Origin of the sequence: Pedobacter sp. AJM (genome assembly GCF_002197755.1) — a bacterium.
In the GTDB taxonomy this organism is placed as follows: domain Bacteria; phylum Bacteroidota; class Bacteroidia; order Sphingobacteriales; family Sphingobacteriaceae; genus Pedobacter.
The window spans coordinates 103512-122092 of sequence record NZ_NHOT01000010.1; the positions used below are offsets into that span (position 1 = coordinate 103512).

19 protein-coding genes are annotated in these 18581 nt (G+C 34.4%); 8 read left to right on the forward strand and 11 right to left on the reverse strand.

The window, feature by feature from the left end:
* The first annotated feature begins 235 nt into the window (after positions 1-235).
* Complete coding sequence (locus CBW18_RS16670; protein ID WP_088302467.1) at positions 236-1327, forward strand: acyltransferase; 1092 nt, start codon at positions 236-238, stop codon at positions 1325-1327.
* Here CBW18_RS16670 and CBW18_RS16675 read toward each other — a convergent pair.
* Together CBW18_RS16675 and CBW18_RS16680 are read right to left on the reverse strand one after the other, a co-directional pair.
* Complete coding sequence (locus tag CBW18_RS16675) at positions 1324-2331, reverse strand: glycosyltransferase (RefSeq protein ID WP_088302468.1); 1008 nt, start codon at positions 2329-2331, stop codon at positions 1324-1326. The two genes, CBW18_RS16670 and CBW18_RS16675, sit on opposite strands and share 4 nt — an antisense overlap.
* On the reverse strand, positions 2328-3182 hold the full coding sequence (locus tag CBW18_RS16680) for an alpha-1,2-fucosyltransferase (protein WP_088302469.1): 855 nt from the start codon (positions 3180-3182) through the stop codon (positions 2328-2330). The genes CBW18_RS16675 and CBW18_RS16680 overlap by 4 nt, the downstream gene beginning before the upstream one ends.
* An 80-nt stretch (positions 3183-3262) precedes the next feature.
* On the opposite strand from CBW18_RS16680, the gene CBW18_RS16685 reads away from it, so the two are divergent.
* Positions 3263-4201 carry a glycosyltransferase family 2 protein gene (locus CBW18_RS16685; RefSeq protein WP_088302470.1) on the forward strand — a complete coding sequence of 313 codons (939 nt, stop codon included), beginning with the start codon at positions 3263-3265 and terminating at the stop codon, positions 4199-4201.
* Positions 4202-4251: 50 nt separating this feature from the next.
* On the opposite strand, the gene CBW18_RS16690 is transcribed toward CBW18_RS16685, so the two are convergent.
* The 5 genes from CBW18_RS16690 to CBW18_RS16710 form a co-directional block, all read right to left on the reverse strand.
* The gene (locus CBW18_RS16690) at positions 4252-5049 is read right to left on the reverse strand and encodes a DUF5672 family protein (RefSeq protein ID WP_088302471.1); all 798 of its coding nucleotides are present in this window, start codon (positions 5047-5049) and stop codon (positions 4252-4254) included.
* Positions 5050-5060: 11 nt separating this feature from the next.
* Positions 5061-6152, reverse strand: a complete 1092-nt coding sequence (locus CBW18_RS16695; RefSeq protein ID WP_172406556.1) for a glycosyltransferase — start codon at positions 6150-6152, stop codon at positions 5061-5063.
* 83 nt (positions 6153-6235) lie between these two features.
* Positions 6236-8065, reverse strand: a complete 1830-nt coding sequence (locus tag CBW18_RS16700) for an ABC transporter ATP-binding protein (RefSeq protein WP_088302473.1) — start codon at positions 8063-8065, stop codon at positions 6236-6238.
* A gap of 215 nt (positions 8066-8280) precedes the next feature.
* Positions 8281-9339, reverse strand: coding sequence for a glycosyltransferase family 1 protein (locus tag CBW18_RS16705; protein ID WP_088302474.1), 1059 nt, complete (start codon positions 9337-9339; stop codon positions 8281-8283).
* 59 nt (positions 9340-9398) lie between these two features.
* Positions 9399-10277, reverse strand: coding sequence for a glycosyl transferase (locus CBW18_RS16710; protein WP_088302475.1), 879 nt, complete (start codon positions 10275-10277; stop codon positions 9399-9401).
* Between the two features lie 154 nt (positions 10278-10431).
* Here CBW18_RS16710 and meaB point away from each other — a divergent pair, with 154 nt between their 5' ends.
* From meaB to CBW18_RS16725, 3 genes are all read left to right on the forward strand, one after another.
* Entirely contained in the window at positions 10432-11334 is a 903-nt protein-coding gene (meaB, locus tag CBW18_RS16715) for a methylmalonyl Co-A mutase-associated GTPase MeaB (protein WP_088302476.1), read from the forward strand.
* Positions 11335-11559: 225 nt separating this feature from the next.
* Positions 11560-12063 carry a hypothetical protein gene (locus CBW18_RS16720; RefSeq protein WP_088302477.1) on the forward strand — a complete coding sequence of 168 codons (504 nt, stop codon included), beginning with the start codon at positions 11560-11562 and terminating at the stop codon, positions 12061-12063.
* 306 nt (positions 12064-12369) lie between these two features.
* Complete coding sequence (locus tag CBW18_RS16725) at positions 12370-12561, forward strand: cold-shock protein (RefSeq protein WP_010599638.1); 192 nt, start codon at positions 12370-12372, stop codon at positions 12559-12561.
* 124 nt (positions 12562-12685) lie between these two features.
* On the opposite strand, the gene CBW18_RS21890 is transcribed toward CBW18_RS16725, so the two are convergent.
* Complete coding sequence (locus tag CBW18_RS21890) at positions 12686-12865, reverse strand: GxxExxY protein (protein ID WP_216359262.1); 180 nt, start codon at positions 12863-12865, stop codon at positions 12686-12688.
* Positions 12862-13011: a GxxExxY protein gene (locus tag CBW18_RS21895; protein WP_216359257.1), complete on the reverse strand. Its 150-nt coding sequence runs from the start codon at positions 13009-13011 to the stop codon at positions 12862-12864. Before CBW18_RS21895 ends, CBW18_RS21890 begins: the two co-directional genes overlap by 4 nt.
* 338 nt (positions 13012-13349) lie before the next feature.
* Here CBW18_RS21895 and CBW18_RS16735 point away from each other — a divergent pair, with 338 nt between their 5' ends.
* The 3 genes from CBW18_RS16735 to CBW18_RS16745 all read left to right on the forward strand — a co-directional run bounded on the left by CBW18_RS16735 (position 13350) and on the right by CBW18_RS16745 (position 16926).
* Positions 13350-14063, forward strand: a complete 714-nt coding sequence (locus CBW18_RS16735; RefSeq protein ID WP_253249069.1) for a succinate dehydrogenase cytochrome b subunit — start codon at positions 13350-13352, stop codon at positions 14061-14063.
* A gap of 19 nt (positions 14064-14082) precedes the next feature.
* Positions 14083-16062 (forward strand): fumarate reductase/succinate dehydrogenase flavoprotein subunit, encoded by a 1980-nt coding sequence (locus CBW18_RS16740; RefSeq protein ID WP_088302479.1) that lies wholly within the window; start codon positions 14083-14085, stop codon positions 16060-16062.
* Positions 16063-16155: 93 nt separating this feature from the next.
* Positions 16156-16926 (forward strand): succinate dehydrogenase/fumarate reductase iron-sulfur subunit, encoded by a 771-nt coding sequence (locus tag CBW18_RS16745; protein WP_088302480.1) that lies wholly within the window; start codon positions 16156-16158, stop codon positions 16924-16926.
* Positions 16927-17207: 281 nt separating this feature from the next.
* On the opposite strand, the gene CBW18_RS16750 is transcribed toward CBW18_RS16745, so the two are convergent.
* Together CBW18_RS16750 and CBW18_RS16755 are read right to left on the reverse strand one after the other, a co-directional pair.
* On the reverse strand, positions 17208-17930 hold the full coding sequence (locus tag CBW18_RS16750) for an energy transducer TonB (protein ID WP_088302481.1): 723 nt from the start codon (positions 17928-17930) through the stop codon (positions 17208-17210).
* A 24-nt stretch (positions 17931-17954) separates the two neighbouring features.
* Positions 17955-18578 carry a TonB-dependent receptor plug domain-containing protein gene (locus CBW18_RS16755; RefSeq protein WP_088302482.1) on the reverse strand — a complete coding sequence of 208 codons (624 nt, stop codon included), beginning with the start codon at positions 18576-18578 and terminating at the stop codon, positions 17955-17957.
* Positions 18579-18581 lie beyond the last annotated feature (3 nt).

Below are 18581 nucleotides of genomic sequence, written 5' to 3' on the forward strand. Positions count from 1 at the left end.
GCTTCAGTTAATTATTGAAGCTGTTTTTGTGAATTAGAGAAAAATTAGATTCGCAACTAATAGTGATTAGCAGTTAATTTTCTCATTTATAAAAATATTATCAAATGTCAGTTATATTAGTATCAAACTCTTTAACTGTAAAATTTTACATACAAAAAAGTTAAATAGTCTATAATTAATTATGGACTATTTTTTTTTAACTCATATTTGCTGAAAGAATACCCAAACATATTTAATGAATATTGTAATAGAAAAAACTGAAACACCTCAAAAAACAAATTTCGACTTCGTTGATACTATCAGGTGCATCTCTATGATGGGGATTGTGTTGGAGCATTGCGGAATTGTTCCTCCGAATCATTACAATAATCAACTTGATTCACTTTTTGAAACATCAATTATTCAGCTTTTTAAATTCAGTACAATTGCTTTTTTTCTGATCGGAGGTTTTTTAATTAACCATAAGTTTCAGGAATATACCCCCTTTCAGTACTTAAGAAACAGGTTTAAAAAAACCATTAAGCCTTGGTTGTTTTGGATCTTTATGTTAATTATGTTAAGTGTTTTAGACCGTTATATCGCCCATAGAAGGGGAAGCGAAATGGGTTTAATAGGGAGTGATTTTTTCCTTTACTTCTATGAAACGTTTATACGAATAGTATTAATTAGTCCGTATTGGTTTATCCTTAATTTTCTAATTTGTATTACTATTTTATTACTATTTAAAAGGTATTTATATAGCATTTGGCTTGGGCTTATTTTGGCTTTCTTTTCATTATTTTATAGTATAAATATATATCAGGGCTGGATCGCTACCACTCATACTACAGCAATTTTTGGATTTGTATTTTATTTATGGCTTGGCGTTTATTTCAACGAATTCTACGATAGAATCATGAGCATAGTTAAAGCCACTTCATGGTTTAAAATACTTCTTTTAGCTCTCATTACATTTTGTATAGCGGTTGGAGAATCTACATATATTAATAGCATTGGTCTAACAGATGCATACAATACCCTGCGTATAAGTAATATTATATATTCTTTGGTTATGTTTGCGCTATTATTAAAAGTAGGCAGTTTACCTTGGCTCCGAAAAAATTTACGCCCGAGGGAAACTACTTTTGGTATCTATCTGATCCATGTTATTATTATTGACAGAGGGCTTCCTTTAATTTTTCAACCTTTGAAGCTTAACTTTCTTGAGTTTAGCGTTTGGCTGAATACAGGGATACTATTATTTAGATTTTTAACTACCTATATTGTAAGTTTTTTCTTAACCAAAGTTATTAATAAAACAAAAATGAAATGGATGGTGGGAAATTAGTTAATCAATCCTCTAAGACTACTTTTAAATATTTTTCGGAATTGCTTAAAGTTAAAATATTCCATACTATATAATTCTTTTTTAAAGTACCAATTTAATGCTTTTACATTTGATTTTTTAGATCTTATTATTTCATACCATTTATTAAATAAAAATCTGTTCATTTTAATGATGTTAAATCTATTGGATTCTAAATTCGCGATTTTCATATTAACCAATAGTTCGAAATATGCAAAAAAGTGAGTTTCATCTATCTGATTAGTTAATAGCTCTTTATGCATTTTTAAGGTGTTTATATTAAATGCCATTCCCAAAGTTTGTTGTAAATACTTAAGAATTTCCGATTCGTTTTGTTCCTGATCTTCAGATCTTTTTATAGTTATATTTTGACCATGTATCCTATATTTAACTAAAAAAGCATCGATGTTTGCAATTGTATATTTTTCTGAAATTCGTATAAATAGGTCAAAATCTTCGGCTAATGCAAAATTTCGATAGCCGTTTAGTTCTCTAAAGATTTGAGTTTTAAACATTGTACTGGAATTTATGAAAGGATTGCCAAATAACATGTGCATACTTATCAAATCATTGGTTGGCACAATGATTTTTTTTTCATGTTCTATTCCATCTTCATTAATTATTTTCCCGTGTCCTCCACAAAGTGCAACTTCCGGATGCGAAGAAAAAAAGCTTAACTGTAATTGTAATCTTTCAGGATAAGCAATATCATCACTGTCTAAAATCGCAATATACTCACCTCTAGCTAATTCAAGTAGTCGATTTCTAGTAAAAGGTAAACCTTTATTCCCATCATTTTGTATAAATATGATTCTGCTATCACTAAATTTTTTGACTACTAAGGCAGTGTCATCAGTTGAACCATCATCTATAATAATAAACTCAAAATCTTTAAATGTTTGATTAAGAATACTGGATATAGATTCTTCAATATAAGCTGAAACATTGTAAGCGGCCATAAATACTGTTATTTTAGGACTTTTCATATTTTAATCCATTTTTTGGGACAAATGTCAATATCACTACTTGGAAGGTTATTTACCCATTTTTTTGGCGCGATAATAATTTTATTGCTATTGTTATTCAGCCATGCTCCCCACCAGCTAAAGCTACTATTTGAAATAATATTATGTTTACAGTTGCTCATCAATTGCATGTCTATATAGCTTTTGTTTGCTTTGTTCCAATCAACATATGTCACATTTGGCAAATTAAGATTTTGTATGCACCAAGCTATATCATCTGAAAAAACAAAAAAATGAGCATGTCTAATTTTTGAATTCATGGTCAGTATCGCTTGTTCATAATAGTCTAAATTGCAAATACCACCTAACAAAGGATCTTTTAAATAATCGCCCCTTCTTACATGGATAGCTACACTTTCAGCGGTTATAATCTGCTGAAGAACGGTTTTGTTTTTTAAACCTTCAATTTTAGGAAATTTGAAATCTTGCTTTATTTGATTTGCTATCTGTTGAAAATAACCTTCATTTTGCCAATATCCACTATAATACTGATTGGTATTACTTAAAAAAGAGGCATCAAATCTAAATTCATTTTCTTCTATCCTATATGCCCTTTTTAAATTTAAAATCCTCTTTAATTTTCTAAATATCCAATTTCTTTGATTTGGCTTAAATAGATTTAAAATAAAATTACTTGGTCTTTTTATTTTTAGGTTAAAAACTCTTTCCAACTCATAGCCATTATGTAAGGGGTATTCTTTAAAATCAGATAAATCTGCATAGACATTGACGCCATTATTCTGTAAAGATCTGTAGAACGAATATTGAAACATCTGATTACCTAGTCCGCCAATTATTTTTATGATGATCATTGCTTGAGTTGAATCAATAAATTCTATTTAAATCTGAATAATTTTTTTACGTATTTAGATTTAAACTAGCTTTGTTAGAAATGAAAAATCCTTTAGTAACTATTATTATACCTGCATATAACTATCAGATATTTTTACCTGATACTTTAACTTCGGTATTGGAACAAAAATATCAAAATTTTGAGATTATTGTCGTGGATGATGGTTCGACAGATAAATCAAAAGACGTGATAGCCGAATTTAAAGCAAAAGACCCTAGAATAAGATATTTCTATCAATCCAATGGAGGCCTGTCGGCCGCAAGAAATTTGGGTATAAAAAATGCAATGGGAGAATATATTCAGTTTTTAGATGCTGATGACCTTTTGTCTGATCTAAAAATAAGTTTGCAAGTTGAGCATATGGAAAAAGATGCTAACATAGATGTCTCTTATACCATGGCATATTATTTTGTGGACGGCAGTAAGGAGAAGTTTTATAAAAGTATAACTTTAAATCAAAATGAGTGGATGCCTAGGCTTAATGCTTCCGGGTATGAAGTTTTAGAAATGCTGACAAAGCAAAATATAATGCCTGTTAATTCTGCTTTGATAAGAGCATCATCATTGAGAAAAATAGGTTTTTTTAATGTGGCGATGAAAAGTTTGGAAGACTGGGACTTTTGGATTTCGGGTGCTTTTAAAGGATTCTATTTTTCTTTTTTAACTGTAGAGGAAGCTTTTGCTTTAATTAGGGTACATAAAAACAGTATGAGCCAAAACAGGAAAAAGATGTCAGGGTATGAGGTAATAGTAAGGAAGAGAATTAAAGACTTAATAAAAAGCTGTTCATTTATTAATTCAGATCAAAAGAAAGTGCTAGAAAAATCAAACTTAAGGCATAATAAAATTATTTTAAGTGGGTTATTCAAAGAATCGAAACTTAGCCTAAAAGAATGTCTTAGTTTAATTAAAAATGCTGGTTTGTTGCAATTCCTGGCATCATATTTAAAAATGATGAACGATAATAGAAAGAAATAATAAATTTATTTAGTGAGTTTCTTAAGAAAGAATACCTAACCCATCCATATTTATATAGAATATCCAAAGTCTTTAAATATAGGCCTCCATACCTCCAGGTTTTTGTTCCAGCCATGGCATCCAAAGGGCAACATGTTATTCGTAAGTTCGAAGCCTCTTTCAATAGGCACTTCAAACGCAAAGTATACGGCTTCCTTATAGGAAGGTATTCTTAAATGTTTTTTCTTTCTATTTATTTCTATACTCCAGAAAACATCTTCATTAAAGTTGGCTGCAGGATTCAAAGAATATTCTTTTATTTTATCTTCAAAACATTTAGTAAGCGTATAAAATATCTGTGTTCTGCGTAAAGATAAACCTCCGTTTCCTACTTTATATTCCCGCTGGATGTCGGTTGGAATAAGTGTTTTTCTCTCTTTGATGTCAAATTTTCGGTGTATGTAGCCTAGAATATTATTTTTTATTGCTTTAATCACATCTGGATATTTATGTCTGAGCCACGGAGCTCCGATATAATCCATGTTTTTTTCACACCAAATGGTTAAATCGTCTTTAAAAACAAAGGCATCTAATTGATAGATCAAGATATATTCATAGTCTAAAAATGCTTCATAAAATTCCTCTGATAGCATGAGTCTGTTATAGCCGGCAATGTCTTTAAAATATGAATCATCAAAACTTATGAAGTCATTGAATGGATACTTAATATTTAAATTTAAAGAGATAGGTTTTACACAAAGAATTTGATAAGATTTAGAAAGAACTTTGAAACATTGCTGTAAGGATATATCCTCTAAATAGGTTATTTCTTTATAAATAGGTACAATAATGGCAACCTTTTTCATCATGTAATGAGGATTTAAACTATTTCAAAAACAGTATCGAGATTTCTATAACAGCGTTCCCTTTCGTAATTCATACTAAAGGCAGTTAATGCATTTTCTGCCTGGTTTTGATATTCTGATTCGTCCGTTAATAATTTCATGATATTATTTCGGAATGCAACTGGATCATCACTTACCAAACAACCATTATTGGTTTTGTTTATCAACCCATCGATTCCTCTGGTATTACAAACTATAGGTAAGCCATAAGATAGGGCCTCTACTACTTTTATTTTTGTTCCGGTACCTGTTAACATCGGGCATAGCGCTACTTTAGCATTTTGGTAATAGGTTGATAAGTCTTCGGCAAAGTTTACAGAAATAATATTAGGTGCCTTTATTGAAAGATGCTCGTTTATCTGTCCAATAACGCATATCTGTATATTGCCTGGTAACAATGGGTATACATCCTTAAAAAACCAATTGGCAGCCCTTTGATTATGTATATTATCGCTTGCTACATATATCAGATCTAATGATTTTTCTTTAACAGTATGAAGATTTTCTGGTTTATCCAACATCATTGGAGCTAAAACCACTTTATTTTTGCAGAATTGACTAAAGATATACTGTTCTTCAACAGAAATGGCTAAAGCAACATCAAATAAAGAAATTCTCCTGATTTCTTCTTTAAAAGATTGCCCAATATTATTTTTATTTTGAAGTTGAGCCGTTATAAAATCGTGTGTATCAATTACTTTTATCGATTTTTTTACAAAAGGGTTATCTTCTACTAATTTAGCCCAACTGGCATAGTTGATATAGATGTAATCGTAATCATTTTTCTTTAAGATTTTTTTGAACGCACGCTTAAATCTTAAGGTTACCAATTCAGGGAATTGAAGTGGAAAAAACCAAGCCTTATTTTGATAGAAAAAATTCGGAAGTTTATAAAAAAGAAGATAATATAGTATATTTTTTTTAGAAGGCTTTTTTTTAATTACGTAAGTATTATCAGCCAGTCCCGATTGCTCAAATGCTATAATATCTGTCTCGTCCCAACGTCCGGTATAATACTCGCTTACAAAATCAATTTCAAAGTTTCTTGATTTAAAGTAGCTTAACATACTTAACGCCCTGGTTCTATTTCCCGCATTTTTTTTTAGCGGATTATCAGGCATAAAAAATAGCACTTTCATGATCTAAATGTTTAGTCGTTAAAGGCCTGCATGTCAATTAACCTTCTGTATAATCCGTTTTTCAACATTAATTCATTATGACTTCCGCTCTCCACTACTTCCCCTTTATCTATTACCACAATTATATCGGCGTGTTGTATGGTACTTAAGCGGTGGGCAATTACAATCGAAGTACGGTTTTTCATTAAATTATTTAATGCATCCTGAACTAATTTTTCAGATTCAGTGTCTAATGCCGAAGTTGCTTCATCCAATAACATAATTGGCGGATTTGCTAACACAGCCCTGGCGATACAAACACGCTGCCTTTGCCCACCTGATAACCTATTTCCCCTGTCGCCGACCGAAGATTGATAGCCGTTTTCCGTATTTAAAATAAATTCATGCGCATTGGCTATTTTCGCAGCCTCGATGACTTCTTCTTCGGTTGCATGTGGTTTTGCAAAGGCGATATTATTAAAAATGGTATCGTTAAATAAAAATGAATCTTGATTAACCGTTCCCATCTGCGCCCTAATACTTTCTACCGTAAGTTCTCTGTAATCATATCCGTCAATTTTAATTGTACCTGATTCTGGATCATGAAAACGGGGGATTAAATCCATTAACGTGCTTTTTCCACCACCTGAAGGGCCAACCAAGGCCACCGTTTTTCCTTTTTCAATGTTGATATTTATCGAATTTAGAATCTTTTTTTCTCCATAGATAAATGAAACATCATGAAAGCTGATTGCACTGTTAAAGCTATTAAGTACTTTCGCATTGGGCTTATTAATTAATATTGGCTTAGTGTCAATCAACTCTAAAACCCTTTCACCTGCCGCAATACCAGAGTGGATTCCGCTAAATGAATCTGTTAAGGCTTTTGCTGGTCGCATTACCTGTGAAAAAAAAGCAATATATGCGATAAATTGACTTGTAGTTAAAGCACCTGGCTGGTTACTTATGATCAGATTTCCTCCATACCAAACGATTAAAGAAACCATCAAAACACCTAGAAATTCAGAGACTGGCGAGCCTAATTGCTGTCTTCGAACCATTTTTCTATTTAGATTTGAATAAAATTCATTTTCTTTCTGGAATTTTTCTTTAACTCTATCAGTTGAATTAAATGCTTTGATAATCTTGATTCCACTTAATGATTCATCCAAAAAACCAATCATCTTTGCAAATGATTCGTGAGATTCCTTCGCCTGCTGCTTAATTCTCTTAACTATTTTGCTAATAATAAAAGCAGATATTGGAATTACTAATAGTGAAAATAATGTCAGTTTAACAGAAATACTCAAAAGAACTATGATGTAGAAAATTAAGGTTAGAGGTTCTTTAAAAACAACTTGTAAAGTATTTGTAACCGTAAATTGTACAACCTGTACATCGGATGCAACTTTTGAAATAATATCGCCTTTACGTTCATTATTAAAATAACCAACGTGTAAATTCATGACGTTATTAAAAACTGACTTACGAAGATTTAGCAAAGTATGTACTCTTAAATCTTCCATAAAACGTTGAGAGAAATATCTAAAGAAATTTGATAGTAGAACAGAAGCAACAATAATGATACAGACATAATTTAAAGTTTCTGCCCTGCCATTAACAACAAGCGAGTGTGAAACAAAATCAGAAAACTTACCAGTAATATCAAAAGCAGAACTTGCTGAAGATACTACACTAACGTTTCCAGGCGATTTTGAAGGAAGCAATGTGTCAAAGAGTGGTACAAGTAGGGTAAGGTTTAACGTTCCAAAAAGAACAGCTAATAATGTGACGATTACATATGGTATTGCAAACTTTTCTATGGGCTTGGCAAAGGATAATAAACGAAAATAAGTTTTCATTGAGTATTGTATATATAGCGGACCTTAGGAAAGTACTAGCCGTAAAAAAAATATAATAAAGTTCAGGCAAATGTACGTTTTTTCACAAATATCGATAAGAATATGGTTCCTTACCTAATGAAGATTGTAATGTTTGAATTTTAGAATGTGAAAATGAGTATTTTATTGTTGTGGATACATTTTAAGAATTGAACAATAAAATTTATTTTTCATTCTTACTTTTTTAAGGTTTCTTCATATAAATTCAAATACTGATTGGCTGCTCTTTCCCATGAAAATTTTTCTGCCTGCAAAATCATTTCTTGATTGCGATTTCTTTCTTCGAAATCTTTCATACCATTATAAAATACTTTCTGCATACTTTCTGGTTCAAAGCTATCAAAGTAATATGCAGCATCTCCACCCACTTCTGGCAAAGACGTAAATTTGGAAAGAAATGCAGGCTTACCAAAATGCATCGCCTCAATTACCGGAAGACCAAAACCTTCAGCTACAGAAGGAAATAGGAAGGCACTACAGTTTTTATAATACCATGCCTTATCATCATCACTTATAGGGCCGGTAATATGTACTCTAGTTAAGCAATTGTATTTTTGGGCCTCCTCAATTATACGCTCCTTATGAGGTGTTTCTCTTCCACAGATTACCAGTTCAAAATCATTATCTTTTAATATTGCTGGCAATAAATGGAATCCTTTTTGTACTGATAGCAAGCCAATAGTAAACAAAAATTTGCCTGTTGGTTTAAATGCGGGCTGATGGTTATCATTAGCAATTAGCTTATCAGCACCATTATATATCACATTGATCTTATCTTCAGCTTCAGGGAAATAGTGTTTGACATCGTTTGCAACGAACTGAGAGATGCAAACTACTTTATCACATTGGGAGATAAGTTTACCTAGTTTTTTTAGATAAACTTTAATTCTATGTGGTCGGCTAAACTTTAAATGAACCTTATTCATATCATGAATGGTCATTATCTTTTTTGCATTTACCTTACTAGGTCTTAACCTGCAAGTTTGATCAGATAGGTGAACAACTTCAAACTCATTTTTTTTCCTGAAAAATAACCGATCGAGTTTGGAAAGATAGATGATATCAACGAGGCCATTAAAAAGGTATTGCGTTTGTTTAAATAAGTAAAATTTTAATTTAAATTTCCCTTTATTTTGTTGAATTAATGCGTCCCCTAGTCCCTTTCCAAAAGAAAAGTAGCCACAGTTGGCATCCTTCATTGAATCAAAAGTTACTAAAACAGCAGGCTTTTTCATTAATAATATCCTTTTTTTTAAATAAAAAATTCAGCAAATATAAGTAGTTATATTATTTACTACTTCATAATTTTATAGTTACGGTATTCAAAGAGACGCCACCCTGTTAAATCCTCAATTTTTTGCAACAACCTTCTTCTGAAATTCATTTTTGTGGTTTCTTTAGTTAAATCCTGCTCATATTTCCAGTTTGCTGCGGCAATTCGCTGTTTCATTACTTGTGGATGAGTCCCTTTAAAATGTACCAGGCGATCTGCATTGTGCATATCAAACGTTTGCTGGGCAGGATAATTCTCTTCAATCCATTCTTCTGTTTGATAAAACTGGTTAAAATTCCTGACTTTTCCTTGTAAACCTTGGGGTGGTTTTACCCAGCCATAATGATAAATATAGGCATCAATTAATTTAACTTTCAATTTTCTGTTGTCAATTCTAAAACCTTGTGCATCGCGATAAGAATGAATGCCGGGTAGGTTTTTTAGAATCCGGACTTCCCGCCGATACCAGCGTCTTGATTCTGCCAGGTAATCATAAGAAGCATAAAAATGTTTATATTTTAGCAGAAGTGCTTCAATATGATGGTGATGGAGTTCCAGTTCCATCTCTTTTCTGATTAAAGGAAGATCATCTTCATGAATGGCTTCATCACCCTGAATGTAGATCATCCAGTCCGTATCTTTTGAAATTGCAGCCAGCGCTTTATTGGTTTCATCGGCAAAAACACGGCCGCCTTCGCGAATGGATTCGTCCCAGGTGGTATCAATAATTCTGATTTTTTCAGAATCTATACTTTTAATCAGTTCTGCCGTTTCATCCGTTGAGTTTCCCAGGGCAATAATAAACTCATCACATAATGGAAGAACAGAAAGTATGGCTTCCTTTGCCGGATAATCATTTACAACTGCATTTCTTAAGAAGGTAAAGCCGGTAACTTTCATCTGTTTAAATGTGTTTTAGCAGTAATGAAGCTATGGTGATTTGTTGATAAATTCCCAGTGGATTTTGGTAAATCATGATGCTTTCGTTCAATGTTGATTGTTTTATGCCTGGTGCCGTATTATTTTGTTAATTTGTACAAAGATAGTTTTATTGATGAATAATACCCCTCTATCCATTTTAAGCGAAGTGAAACAAGGTAATTACCGGGTTTTGGCCAGGGCATTAACACTTGTTGAAAATGATCTTTCGCCGGCAGATTCCATTCTGAAAAATTTAGATAGTCGGTATGGTGCGCCTGTTATTGGTATCACTGGTCCTCCCGGTGCCGGAAAAAGTACCTTAGTTAACGCCATCACTGATTTTTTTACGCTGGAAAATAAAAGAATAGCCGTTTTAGCCATTGATCCAACCTCGCCATTTAATTTGGGTTCATTGCTGGGTGATCGGATCAGAATGGCCAGGCAGTTTAATAAGCCCAATGTCTTTATCCGCTCTTTAGCAACCAGAGGGGCATTAGGGGGCATTTCTGCTAAAACAATTGAAATGGTTGATGTATTGAAGGCTTCAAATTTTGATCTTATTCTCATCGAAACAGTAGGGGTCGGGCAATCGGAAGTTGAAATTGCGGGTTTAGCAGATAAAACGATTGTGGTTCTGGTGCCTGAATCAGGCGATGAGGTTCAGCATATCAAGTCAGGTTTAATGGAAATTGCAGATTGTTTTGTCGTTAATAAGGCCGATCGGGAAGGTGCTGGTACCTTTGCCAATAACTTAAAAAAAATGGTTCACGAGGGGACAAAATCAATTCCGGTTTTACAAACAGTAGCTGATAAAAATATAGGTATTGATAAATTAATGGACTGGATTACGGCACCGATTACAGAGGCCAGCCAGCGAAAAGAATTTCTGTTTGCCGAAAAAGCCTGGAAAATTATTCAGCACCATAAGATGCAGTTGGTCGATAAAAAAAAGCTTAAGGAAGCGCTTCATTTGGCGTTACAGCAGGAAGATTTTAATGTATATCGTTTTGCTGATGATTTCATTTCTGGTACCTAAATGTTTTTAATATACTGCCTGAAGAGGAAATAGGCAGACTGTATTTTATTTTCTGTAACTGAAGCGAAAGACAAAGTTGTTTCGTTTGATTTAAAAACTGGTATTTTCCTGAGATGCAATATGCCGATTATTTTATCGTTTATCGATTGATAATCAGTATTTGCCAAATGCTTTACATTTTTAAGCCTGGGAAATCCTCACACTCAAATAGCAATTATTAAGCATATGGCTTTAGCTTATATCAACCTCAGCTTAAAACAGTATATCAATTTCATGTGCAGAACGGATTTTGAACGCTATGTCTTTCATCAAACCTATCGTGAATTTCAAAAGCAATCCAAGCCATATACCCAGAACCAACTTTTCCATACGTTCTCTCAAATGGTGCAGGAAAATGAGAAAGCTTATTCCTTAAATCAAAAACTGGAATCTTCAGTGATGGATATGATGGACGCTTTAAAGCATAAAATACCTGGTTTAAATGATTCACAAGGGCAGTCAGTCCTTTTCGATTGGGCTGAGCTTCATATCCTGTCTTCTGATTTATTAAATAAGGCAGCTCATGTTGTATCAATTACCTATACCAGTCCGAAATTGATTTTGCATAAAATTGTAGATGACTATCTGATGCTCAGTTATTGTGCTAAAGATAATTTTGGCGATATTTTTATGGTTAAACGGAATGATGAATTGGTTATTTCTTATGATCAAAATTTACAGTTGGCTTAATTATGTTAATGACATGAGCTGTATGTTTGATTAGTAGTTCGTATATCAAATATTGATTGATAAAGAATTAAACAAGTCTCTATAGATGCTATTTCTGGAAAAGGATTGGGACTTCAATCATGATTTTTTACCCCATTCATGTTTGAAATTGCTAATATTGAAGATGGTTCTAAATTAATTTAAATCAAAAAACAGCGTCTAACGGGCAATCAGCTAGTATTTTCAGGGGTTTTTATTATTATTAAAATAAAAAATTGGTTTATAGGTATTTAAGCCTATCTTTGGTACAAATTAAAATACAATATAATGCAACAAGGAACAGTAAAATTTTTTAATGAAACTAAAGGTTTCGGATTTATCACTCCATCTAATGGCGATGCCGAAATTTTTGTTCATGCTTCAGGCTTAATTGACAACATTCGCGAGAATGATACCGTAAACTACGATGTAGAAGAAGGTAGAAAAGGCCTTAACGCGGTAAATGTAAAAGTAGCTTAAGAAAACTCGAACACATAAATCGTTGAAAGTCCCGATGAAAATCGGGACTTTTTTTATGAAAAAGATTTCGAATACCAGGTATGGTAATCCTGTAAGCTGTGGTAAAGTTCATTCACAAAAGGTTTCAATGATCGTGTAATGTTATCTTGAAGAAGTTAATCAGCAGTCCTTGTGGTACATTTAATAATTTCTTATATGTTAAAATCTGTGCTTCATGAATTGGCAAAAGTTGTTCAACCGTTTTGAGCTCCGCAACAATGCAATCATCTGCCAGTAAATCAACTCTTAACGCTACATCAATTATTCAAACAGAACCATTGCCTGTTTAATGACCTGATGTCCATTCTTTTCTAATTCATAGCTCAGACATTGCTCATAAACACTTTCTAATAGCCCGGGGCCAAGATATTTATGTACGCGAATAGCGTAGCCAATGATGTCATAAGACAATTGTTTAACTACTTTTTATCATCGCTTTTAGGTGATTAAGCATGACTTATTGAAATAATAAGAGATGATTTCAGGGATGATCTTGATCTTACTGTGCTTAATGTTTAAATTTTCAGTTTGGTGACTATTTTCATCTTTGTTTTTTAAAAAATAAGATATTGACTAAGAAGTTTTTATTTTACTGTATAAATAGTTCAGATCTGAATTGGTCCATTTCCAAAAGTAAAATTCCAAATTCTTTCCATTTCTTTCGTTTCCGACTTAGAATGTTTCTAAATAAATGTTTTATCGCCGTTTTGTCATAATCGTTTATAAATTAAACTCATAATTAGATACTTTTGCAAGAAATTTTAGATATAAATCCTAATCAAATGAGTGGTTTCGGAAATGCGCTTTCTTCATCAATAGGAAAGAAATTCATTATGGGTGTTACAGGAATATTCCTGATACTCTTTTTAATTGTACACTGCGGCATAAACGCATTAATTTTTATTAATGATGGTGGTTTAACCTTCAATGTTGGTGCTCATTTTATGGCCACTAACTGGATCATCAGGGCTGGTGAAATTGTTTTATTCATTGGTTTACTTGCACATATTTTTCAGGCGGCAAGGCTGACTTTTGAAAATCAAAAGGCAAGACCAGTTAAGTATGCAGAGTATAATGGTAAAGCAAACAGTAAATGGTATAGCCGTTCGATGGGGTTATTGGGTACGCTATTGCTTATTTTTTTAGTTGTTCATTTAAAAGACTTCTGGGTAGTATCCCGTTTCACCGGCATTCCAACTGTGGATGCTAACGGACATGAAGATTTATATGCGGTAATGAAAGAAAAGTTTCAGGATCCTGTAAGAGTAGCTGTTTATATTTTAGCTATGTTTTCTCTGTGCTACCACTTATTACATGGTTTTGCTTCGGCTTTTCAAACCATGGGCTGGAATCACTCTAAATATAATGGAATAATTAAGGGCGCTAGTGTTTGGTATTCAGTGATCATTTCGATCCTATTTGCATTGATGCCAATTGCAGTTTATACCGGTTTAATTAATTAGTTTTTAGCACAAAAGAGATATGTCAGATATTAATTCAAATATTCCAGAAGGCGAATTAACCAGTAAATGGACTAAATATAAGTCTTCTGTGCCTTTGGTAAACCCATCGAACAAAAGAACTATTGAAGTAATTATTGTAGGTTCAGGTTTGGCGGGGGCTTCTGCAGCAGCAACCCTGGCTGAAATGGGTTATAAAGTAAAATGTTTTTGTTTCCAGGATTCGCCTCGCAGAGCACACTCTATTGCTGCTCAGGGTGGTATTAATGCAGCCAAAAACTATCAGAATGATGGTGACAGTGTTTACCGTCTTTTTTATGATACCATTAAAGGTGGCGATTACCGTGCCCGCGAAGCCAATGTGCATCGTTTAGCCGAGGTAAGTGCTAATATCATAGATCAGTGTGTGGCTCAGGGAGTGCCTTTAGCACGTGAATATGGTGGCTTGTTAGATAACCGTTCATTTGGTGGTACGCAAGTGCAACGTACATTCTATGCTGCAGGACAAACTGGTCAGCAATTGTTATTGGGTGCTTATTCTGCATTAGAACGCCAGATAGGTATGGGTAAGGTAGAAATGTATACCCGCCATGAAATGCTTGAAGTAGTAAAAATCGACGGTAAAGCACGCGGTATTATTGCCCGTAACTTAATTACCGGCGAAATTGAACGTCACTTTGGCCATGCGGTGGTATTAGGAACAGGTGGTTACGGAAACGTATTTTACCTTTCTACCAATGCCATGGGAAGTAATGTTACAGCAGCATGGAAAGCACATAAACAAGGTGCTTACTTTGCAAATCCTTGTTATACGCAAATTCACCCGACATGTATTCCGGTTTCCGGAGATCACCAGTCGAAATTAACCCTGATGTCTGAATCGTTGCGTAACGATGGACGAATCTGGGTTCCTAAAAAGAAAGATGATAACCGTAAGGCTTCAGAAATTCCTGAAGAGGAAAGAGATTATTATTTAGAGCGTCGTTATCCTGCTTTTGGTAACCTGGTTCCCCGTGATGTGGCTTCACGCGCAGCTAAGGAACGTTGTGACGCCGGTTATGGTGTTGGTGCTTCAAAACTGGCCGTATACCTGGATTTCAAAGCCAATACAGAACGTTACGGTAGAATCGAAGCTTCTAAATCGGGTATTCATAATCCGGATAAAGAAACCTGTATGCGTTTAGGCACCGAGGTGATTAAAGCCAAATATGGTAACCTGTTTGATATGTATGCGCAAATCACGGGTGAAAATCCTTACGAAACGCCAATGCGTATTTATCCGGCAGTTCACTATACTATGGGCGGACTTTGGGTGGATTATAACTTAATGACATCTGTTCCTGGTTTATATTGCACTGGTGAGGCAAACTTCTCTGATCACGGTGCTAACCGTTTGGGTGCATCTGCTTTGATGCAAGGTTTGGCAGATGGCTATTTTGTCCTTCCTTATACCATTGGTGCTTATTTATCAAAAGAGATTTCGGTAAAAGCCATTCCAACGGATCACCCTGCATTTGTAGAGGCAGAGGAAAGAGCGAAAGGTATTTTAAATACTTTAATCAATATAAAGGGTACAAAATCTGTAGATCATTTCCATAAGCGTTTAGGCCACATCATGTGGGAGAAATGTGGGATGGCCCGTAACGAGAAAGGCTTAAACGAAGCCATTCAGGACATCAGGGCGCTACGTGCTGAATTCTGGAGTAATGTTCGTGTACCAGGATCAGCTGATGAATTAAATACTGAACTGGAGAAGGCCGGTCGTGTTGCTGATTTTATTGAATTAGGGGAGTTGATGTGTATTGATGCATTAAACCGTAATGAAAGTTGTGGTGGCCACTTCCGTGAAGAATACCAGACTGAAGAGGGAGAGGCTTTACGTGATGATGAAAACTACGCATACGTTGCAGCTTGGGAATTTAAAGAAGGCGTAAACTTCGAACTTCACAAGGAAGAATTGAAGTTTGAAAATATTAAAGTAGCACAAAGAAGTTATAAATAGATGTGAGATGTGAGATGTAAGATATGAGAAAGGCAATAATGTCTCAAATCTCAAATCTAATTTCTCCTGTCTAATGTCCAAAATCTCAATATCATGAGTACAGGAAATATGAACTTAACGCTAAAAGTTTGGCGTCAAAAAAATAACAATACCAAAGGTGCTTTGGTAGATTATAAATTAGCTGGTATTTCTCCGGATATGTCATTCCTGGAGATGTTCGATGTGTTAAACGAAGATCTGATCACTAATGGCGAAGAGCCGGTTGTATTTGATCATGATTGCCGTGAAGGTATTTGTGGGATGTGCTCCATGTTCATTAATGGTCGTCCGCACGGTCCGAAAGACCTGGTTACAACCTGCCAGTTGCACATGCGCTCTTTTAAAGATGGCGATACTATTGTTGTAGAGCCATGGAGAGCAGCAGCTTTTCCGGTTGTAAAAGATTTAACTGTTGATCGTTCAGCCTTTGATCGGGTAATTGCAGCAGGTGGTTTTATTTCCGTTAACACGGGTAATGCACAGGATGCCAATAGTCTTCCGATTCCAAAAATGCAGGCTGATGCTGCTTTCGAAGCTGCTGCCTGTATTGGTTGCGGTGCTTGTGTGGCTACCTGTAAAAATGCATCTGCCATGTTATTTGTATCGGCTAAAATTTCTCAGCTGGCATTATTACCACAAGGTCAGCCAGAGCGTTATCGTCGCGTACAAAGTATGGTGGCGCAAATGGATGCCGAAGGTTTTGGTAACTGTACCAATACGGGTGCCTGTGAAGCGGAGTGCCCTAAAGGAATCTCTTTAGAGAACATTGCGCGCATGAACCGTGACTTTGCCAGTGCGAAATTTGTTTCAGAAGAAACAGTTTAAAAATATACTGTGCATTCAGCTGCAAAGTTGAATCTTAAGCCTCAAACCTAGTTTGGGGCTTTTTAATTCTAAGTGAAATCAAAGTAAGCAAAATATAAGTTTGTGAAACATAAATATTTCTATGTCAGCATATTAAAAATATTGTTATTTGAAATTATATTCTGTAAAATTTGTATATACATTAAATAATTTATAGATTTAAACTTCCGAGACAGGAGAGAAAACACAAAACCCCGGCTATTTTTAAGCAGGGGTTTTGTGTTTGATGTTAATAAATTGCCTTAGCTCATTATAAAGTTAATGGCCATTTGATATTTAACTTTAACCGGGTGTCCGTTTGCATCAATAGCCGGGTTCCATTTCGGTGCAGATTTCATTACCCTAAGTGCTTCGGCATCAGTTTCTCTGGATAGCCCTTTAGTAACCCGTACATCTGATAATGTACCATCTTGCTCCACATTAAAAGCCAAGAATACTTTTCCTTCCACTTTATCTTTTTTAGCCTGTGCGGGATATTTTATGTTTTTTGCCAGGTAGCGATATAGTTTAGTTGTGCCACCCGGATATTCCGGTTGGATTCCAGACTTAGATGCTGCCTTTTTTTCGGTATTAGCAGCTGTTAAACTGAAATTAACATTCATATTATACTTCACCCTGACTGGCTTACTATCCAAGGTGCCAGGAGTCCAGTCTGGTGAGTTTCTTATCACCCTGAGGGCTTCTTTATCTGTTTCTGTTGATAGGCCTTTAGTGACTCTTACATTGCCTAATTTTCCATTTTTTTCAACAGTAAAGCTTACAAATACCTTTCCCTGTATTTTGTTGTTTTTGGCTGCCTCAGGATATTTAATTTCCTTACCAAGGTATTCATAAAACTTTGCTATGCCACCCGGATAGGAGGGTTGTTTTTCTACAGATGTAAAATCATAAACTTTTTGTGCCTTTACGGCATTAATAAACATGGCGATGCCCATTAGGGCTAAAATTATTAGCTTTCTCATCATTAAATATTATTAAGGTTTTTTTATTTAGTTTTTCTTTTCAGACTTTTTTTTCGCTTTTATTGTTGTAATTATGATCACTCCATTCTTTCCTTTTTCACCATATGAAGATTTTCCTGCAGCATTTTTAATTACATCAACAGAAGCTATGGTGCTTGGATCTAGCTTTTTAATATCTTGAACCTCTTTTCCATTCAAAACATACATAGGTTCAGCCTTTGGATCAAGATCTTTTTGTAATAAATTTCTGATGATGACCTTTGATGGATTGGCCGAACGAAAACCCGGTTGCATTTCACTCTTTAAAATTATATGTCCGGTATCTATGGCCTTTTTATAAAATCCGGCATCGCCATTTCTGGTCTTAACTTCAATTGCACCAGCAGTGCCATCAAATTGATATTTACGTATGGCAGCGCTATCTTTCAGGATATTTATGGATTCAATATTCTTCGGATTGATATCTTTTAGTGCTGTAGTACCTCTTATATATTGCTTATTCCCGTCTATAATAATTAGTGGTTCTTTGTTGTCTGGTTTAGACCATCCGGGAAATGATATGTTGGATTGGACTTTAATCGTGTCTGGCTGTTGCGCACAAACATGGAAACCCAAAGCCAGTACAGTAATCAAAATTGATGCTTTTTTCATAAA

What these genes read in the sequence shown, in the direction of transcription:
- CBW18_RS16670 (WP_088302467.1), top strand. Translation starts at nt 236, where the DNA reads ATGAATATTGTAATAGAAAAAACTGAAACACCTCAAAAAACAAATTTC.
- CBW18_RS16675 (WP_088302468.1), bottom strand. Translation starts at nt 2,331, where the DNA reads ATGAAAAGTCCTAAAATAACAGTATTTATGGCCGCTTACAATGTTTCA.
- CBW18_RS16680 (WP_088302469.1), bottom strand. Translation starts at nt 3,182, where the DNA reads ATGATCATCATAAAAATAATTGGCGGACTAGGTAATCAGATGTTTCAA.
- CBW18_RS16685 (WP_088302470.1), top strand. Translation starts at nt 3,263, where the DNA reads ATGAAAAATCCTTTAGTAACTATTATTATACCTGCATATAACTATCAG.
- CBW18_RS16690 (WP_088302471.1), bottom strand. Translation starts at nt 5,049, where the DNA reads ATGATGAAAAAGGTTGCCATTATTGTACCTATTTATAAAGAAATAACC.
- CBW18_RS16695 (WP_172406556.1), bottom strand. Translation starts at nt 6,152, where the DNA reads ATGTTAAGCTACTTTAAATCAAGAAACTTTGAAATTGATTTTGTAAGC.
- CBW18_RS16700 (WP_088302473.1), bottom strand. Translation starts at nt 8,065, where the DNA reads ATGAAAACTTATTTTCGTTTATTATCCTTTGCCAAGCCCATAGAAAAG.
- CBW18_RS16705 (WP_088302474.1), bottom strand. Translation starts at nt 9,339, where the DNA reads ATGAAAAAGCCTGCTGTTTTAGTAACTTTTGATTCAATGAAGGATGCC.
- CBW18_RS16710 (WP_088302475.1), bottom strand. Translation starts at nt 10,277, where the DNA reads ATGAAAGTTACCGGCTTTACCTTCTTAAGAAATGCAGTTGTAAATGAT.
- meaB (WP_088302476.1), top strand. Translation starts at nt 10,432, where the DNA reads ATGAATAATACCCCTCTATCCATTTTAAGCGAAGTGAAACAAGGTAAT.
- CBW18_RS16720 (WP_088302477.1), top strand. Translation starts at nt 11,560, where the DNA reads ATGGCTTTAGCTTATATCAACCTCAGCTTAAAACAGTATATCAATTTC.
- CBW18_RS16725 (WP_010599638.1), top strand. Translation starts at nt 12,370, where the DNA reads ATGCAACAAGGAACAGTAAAATTTTTTAATGAAACTAAAGGTTTCGGA.
- CBW18_RS16740 (WP_088302479.1), top strand. Translation starts at nt 14,083, where the DNA reads ATGTCAGATATTAATTCAAATATTCCAGAAGGCGAATTAACCAGTAAA.
- CBW18_RS16745 (WP_088302480.1), top strand. Translation starts at nt 16,156, where the DNA reads ATGAGTACAGGAAATATGAACTTAACGCTAAAAGTTTGGCGTCAAAAA.
- CBW18_RS16750 (WP_088302481.1), bottom strand. Translation starts at nt 17,930, where the DNA reads ATGATGAGAAAGCTAATAATTTTAGCCCTAATGGGCATCGCCATGTTT.
- CBW18_RS16755 (WP_088302482.1), bottom strand. Translation starts at nt 18,578, where the DNA reads ATGAAAAAAGCATCAATTTTGATTACTGTACTGGCTTTGGGTTTCCAT.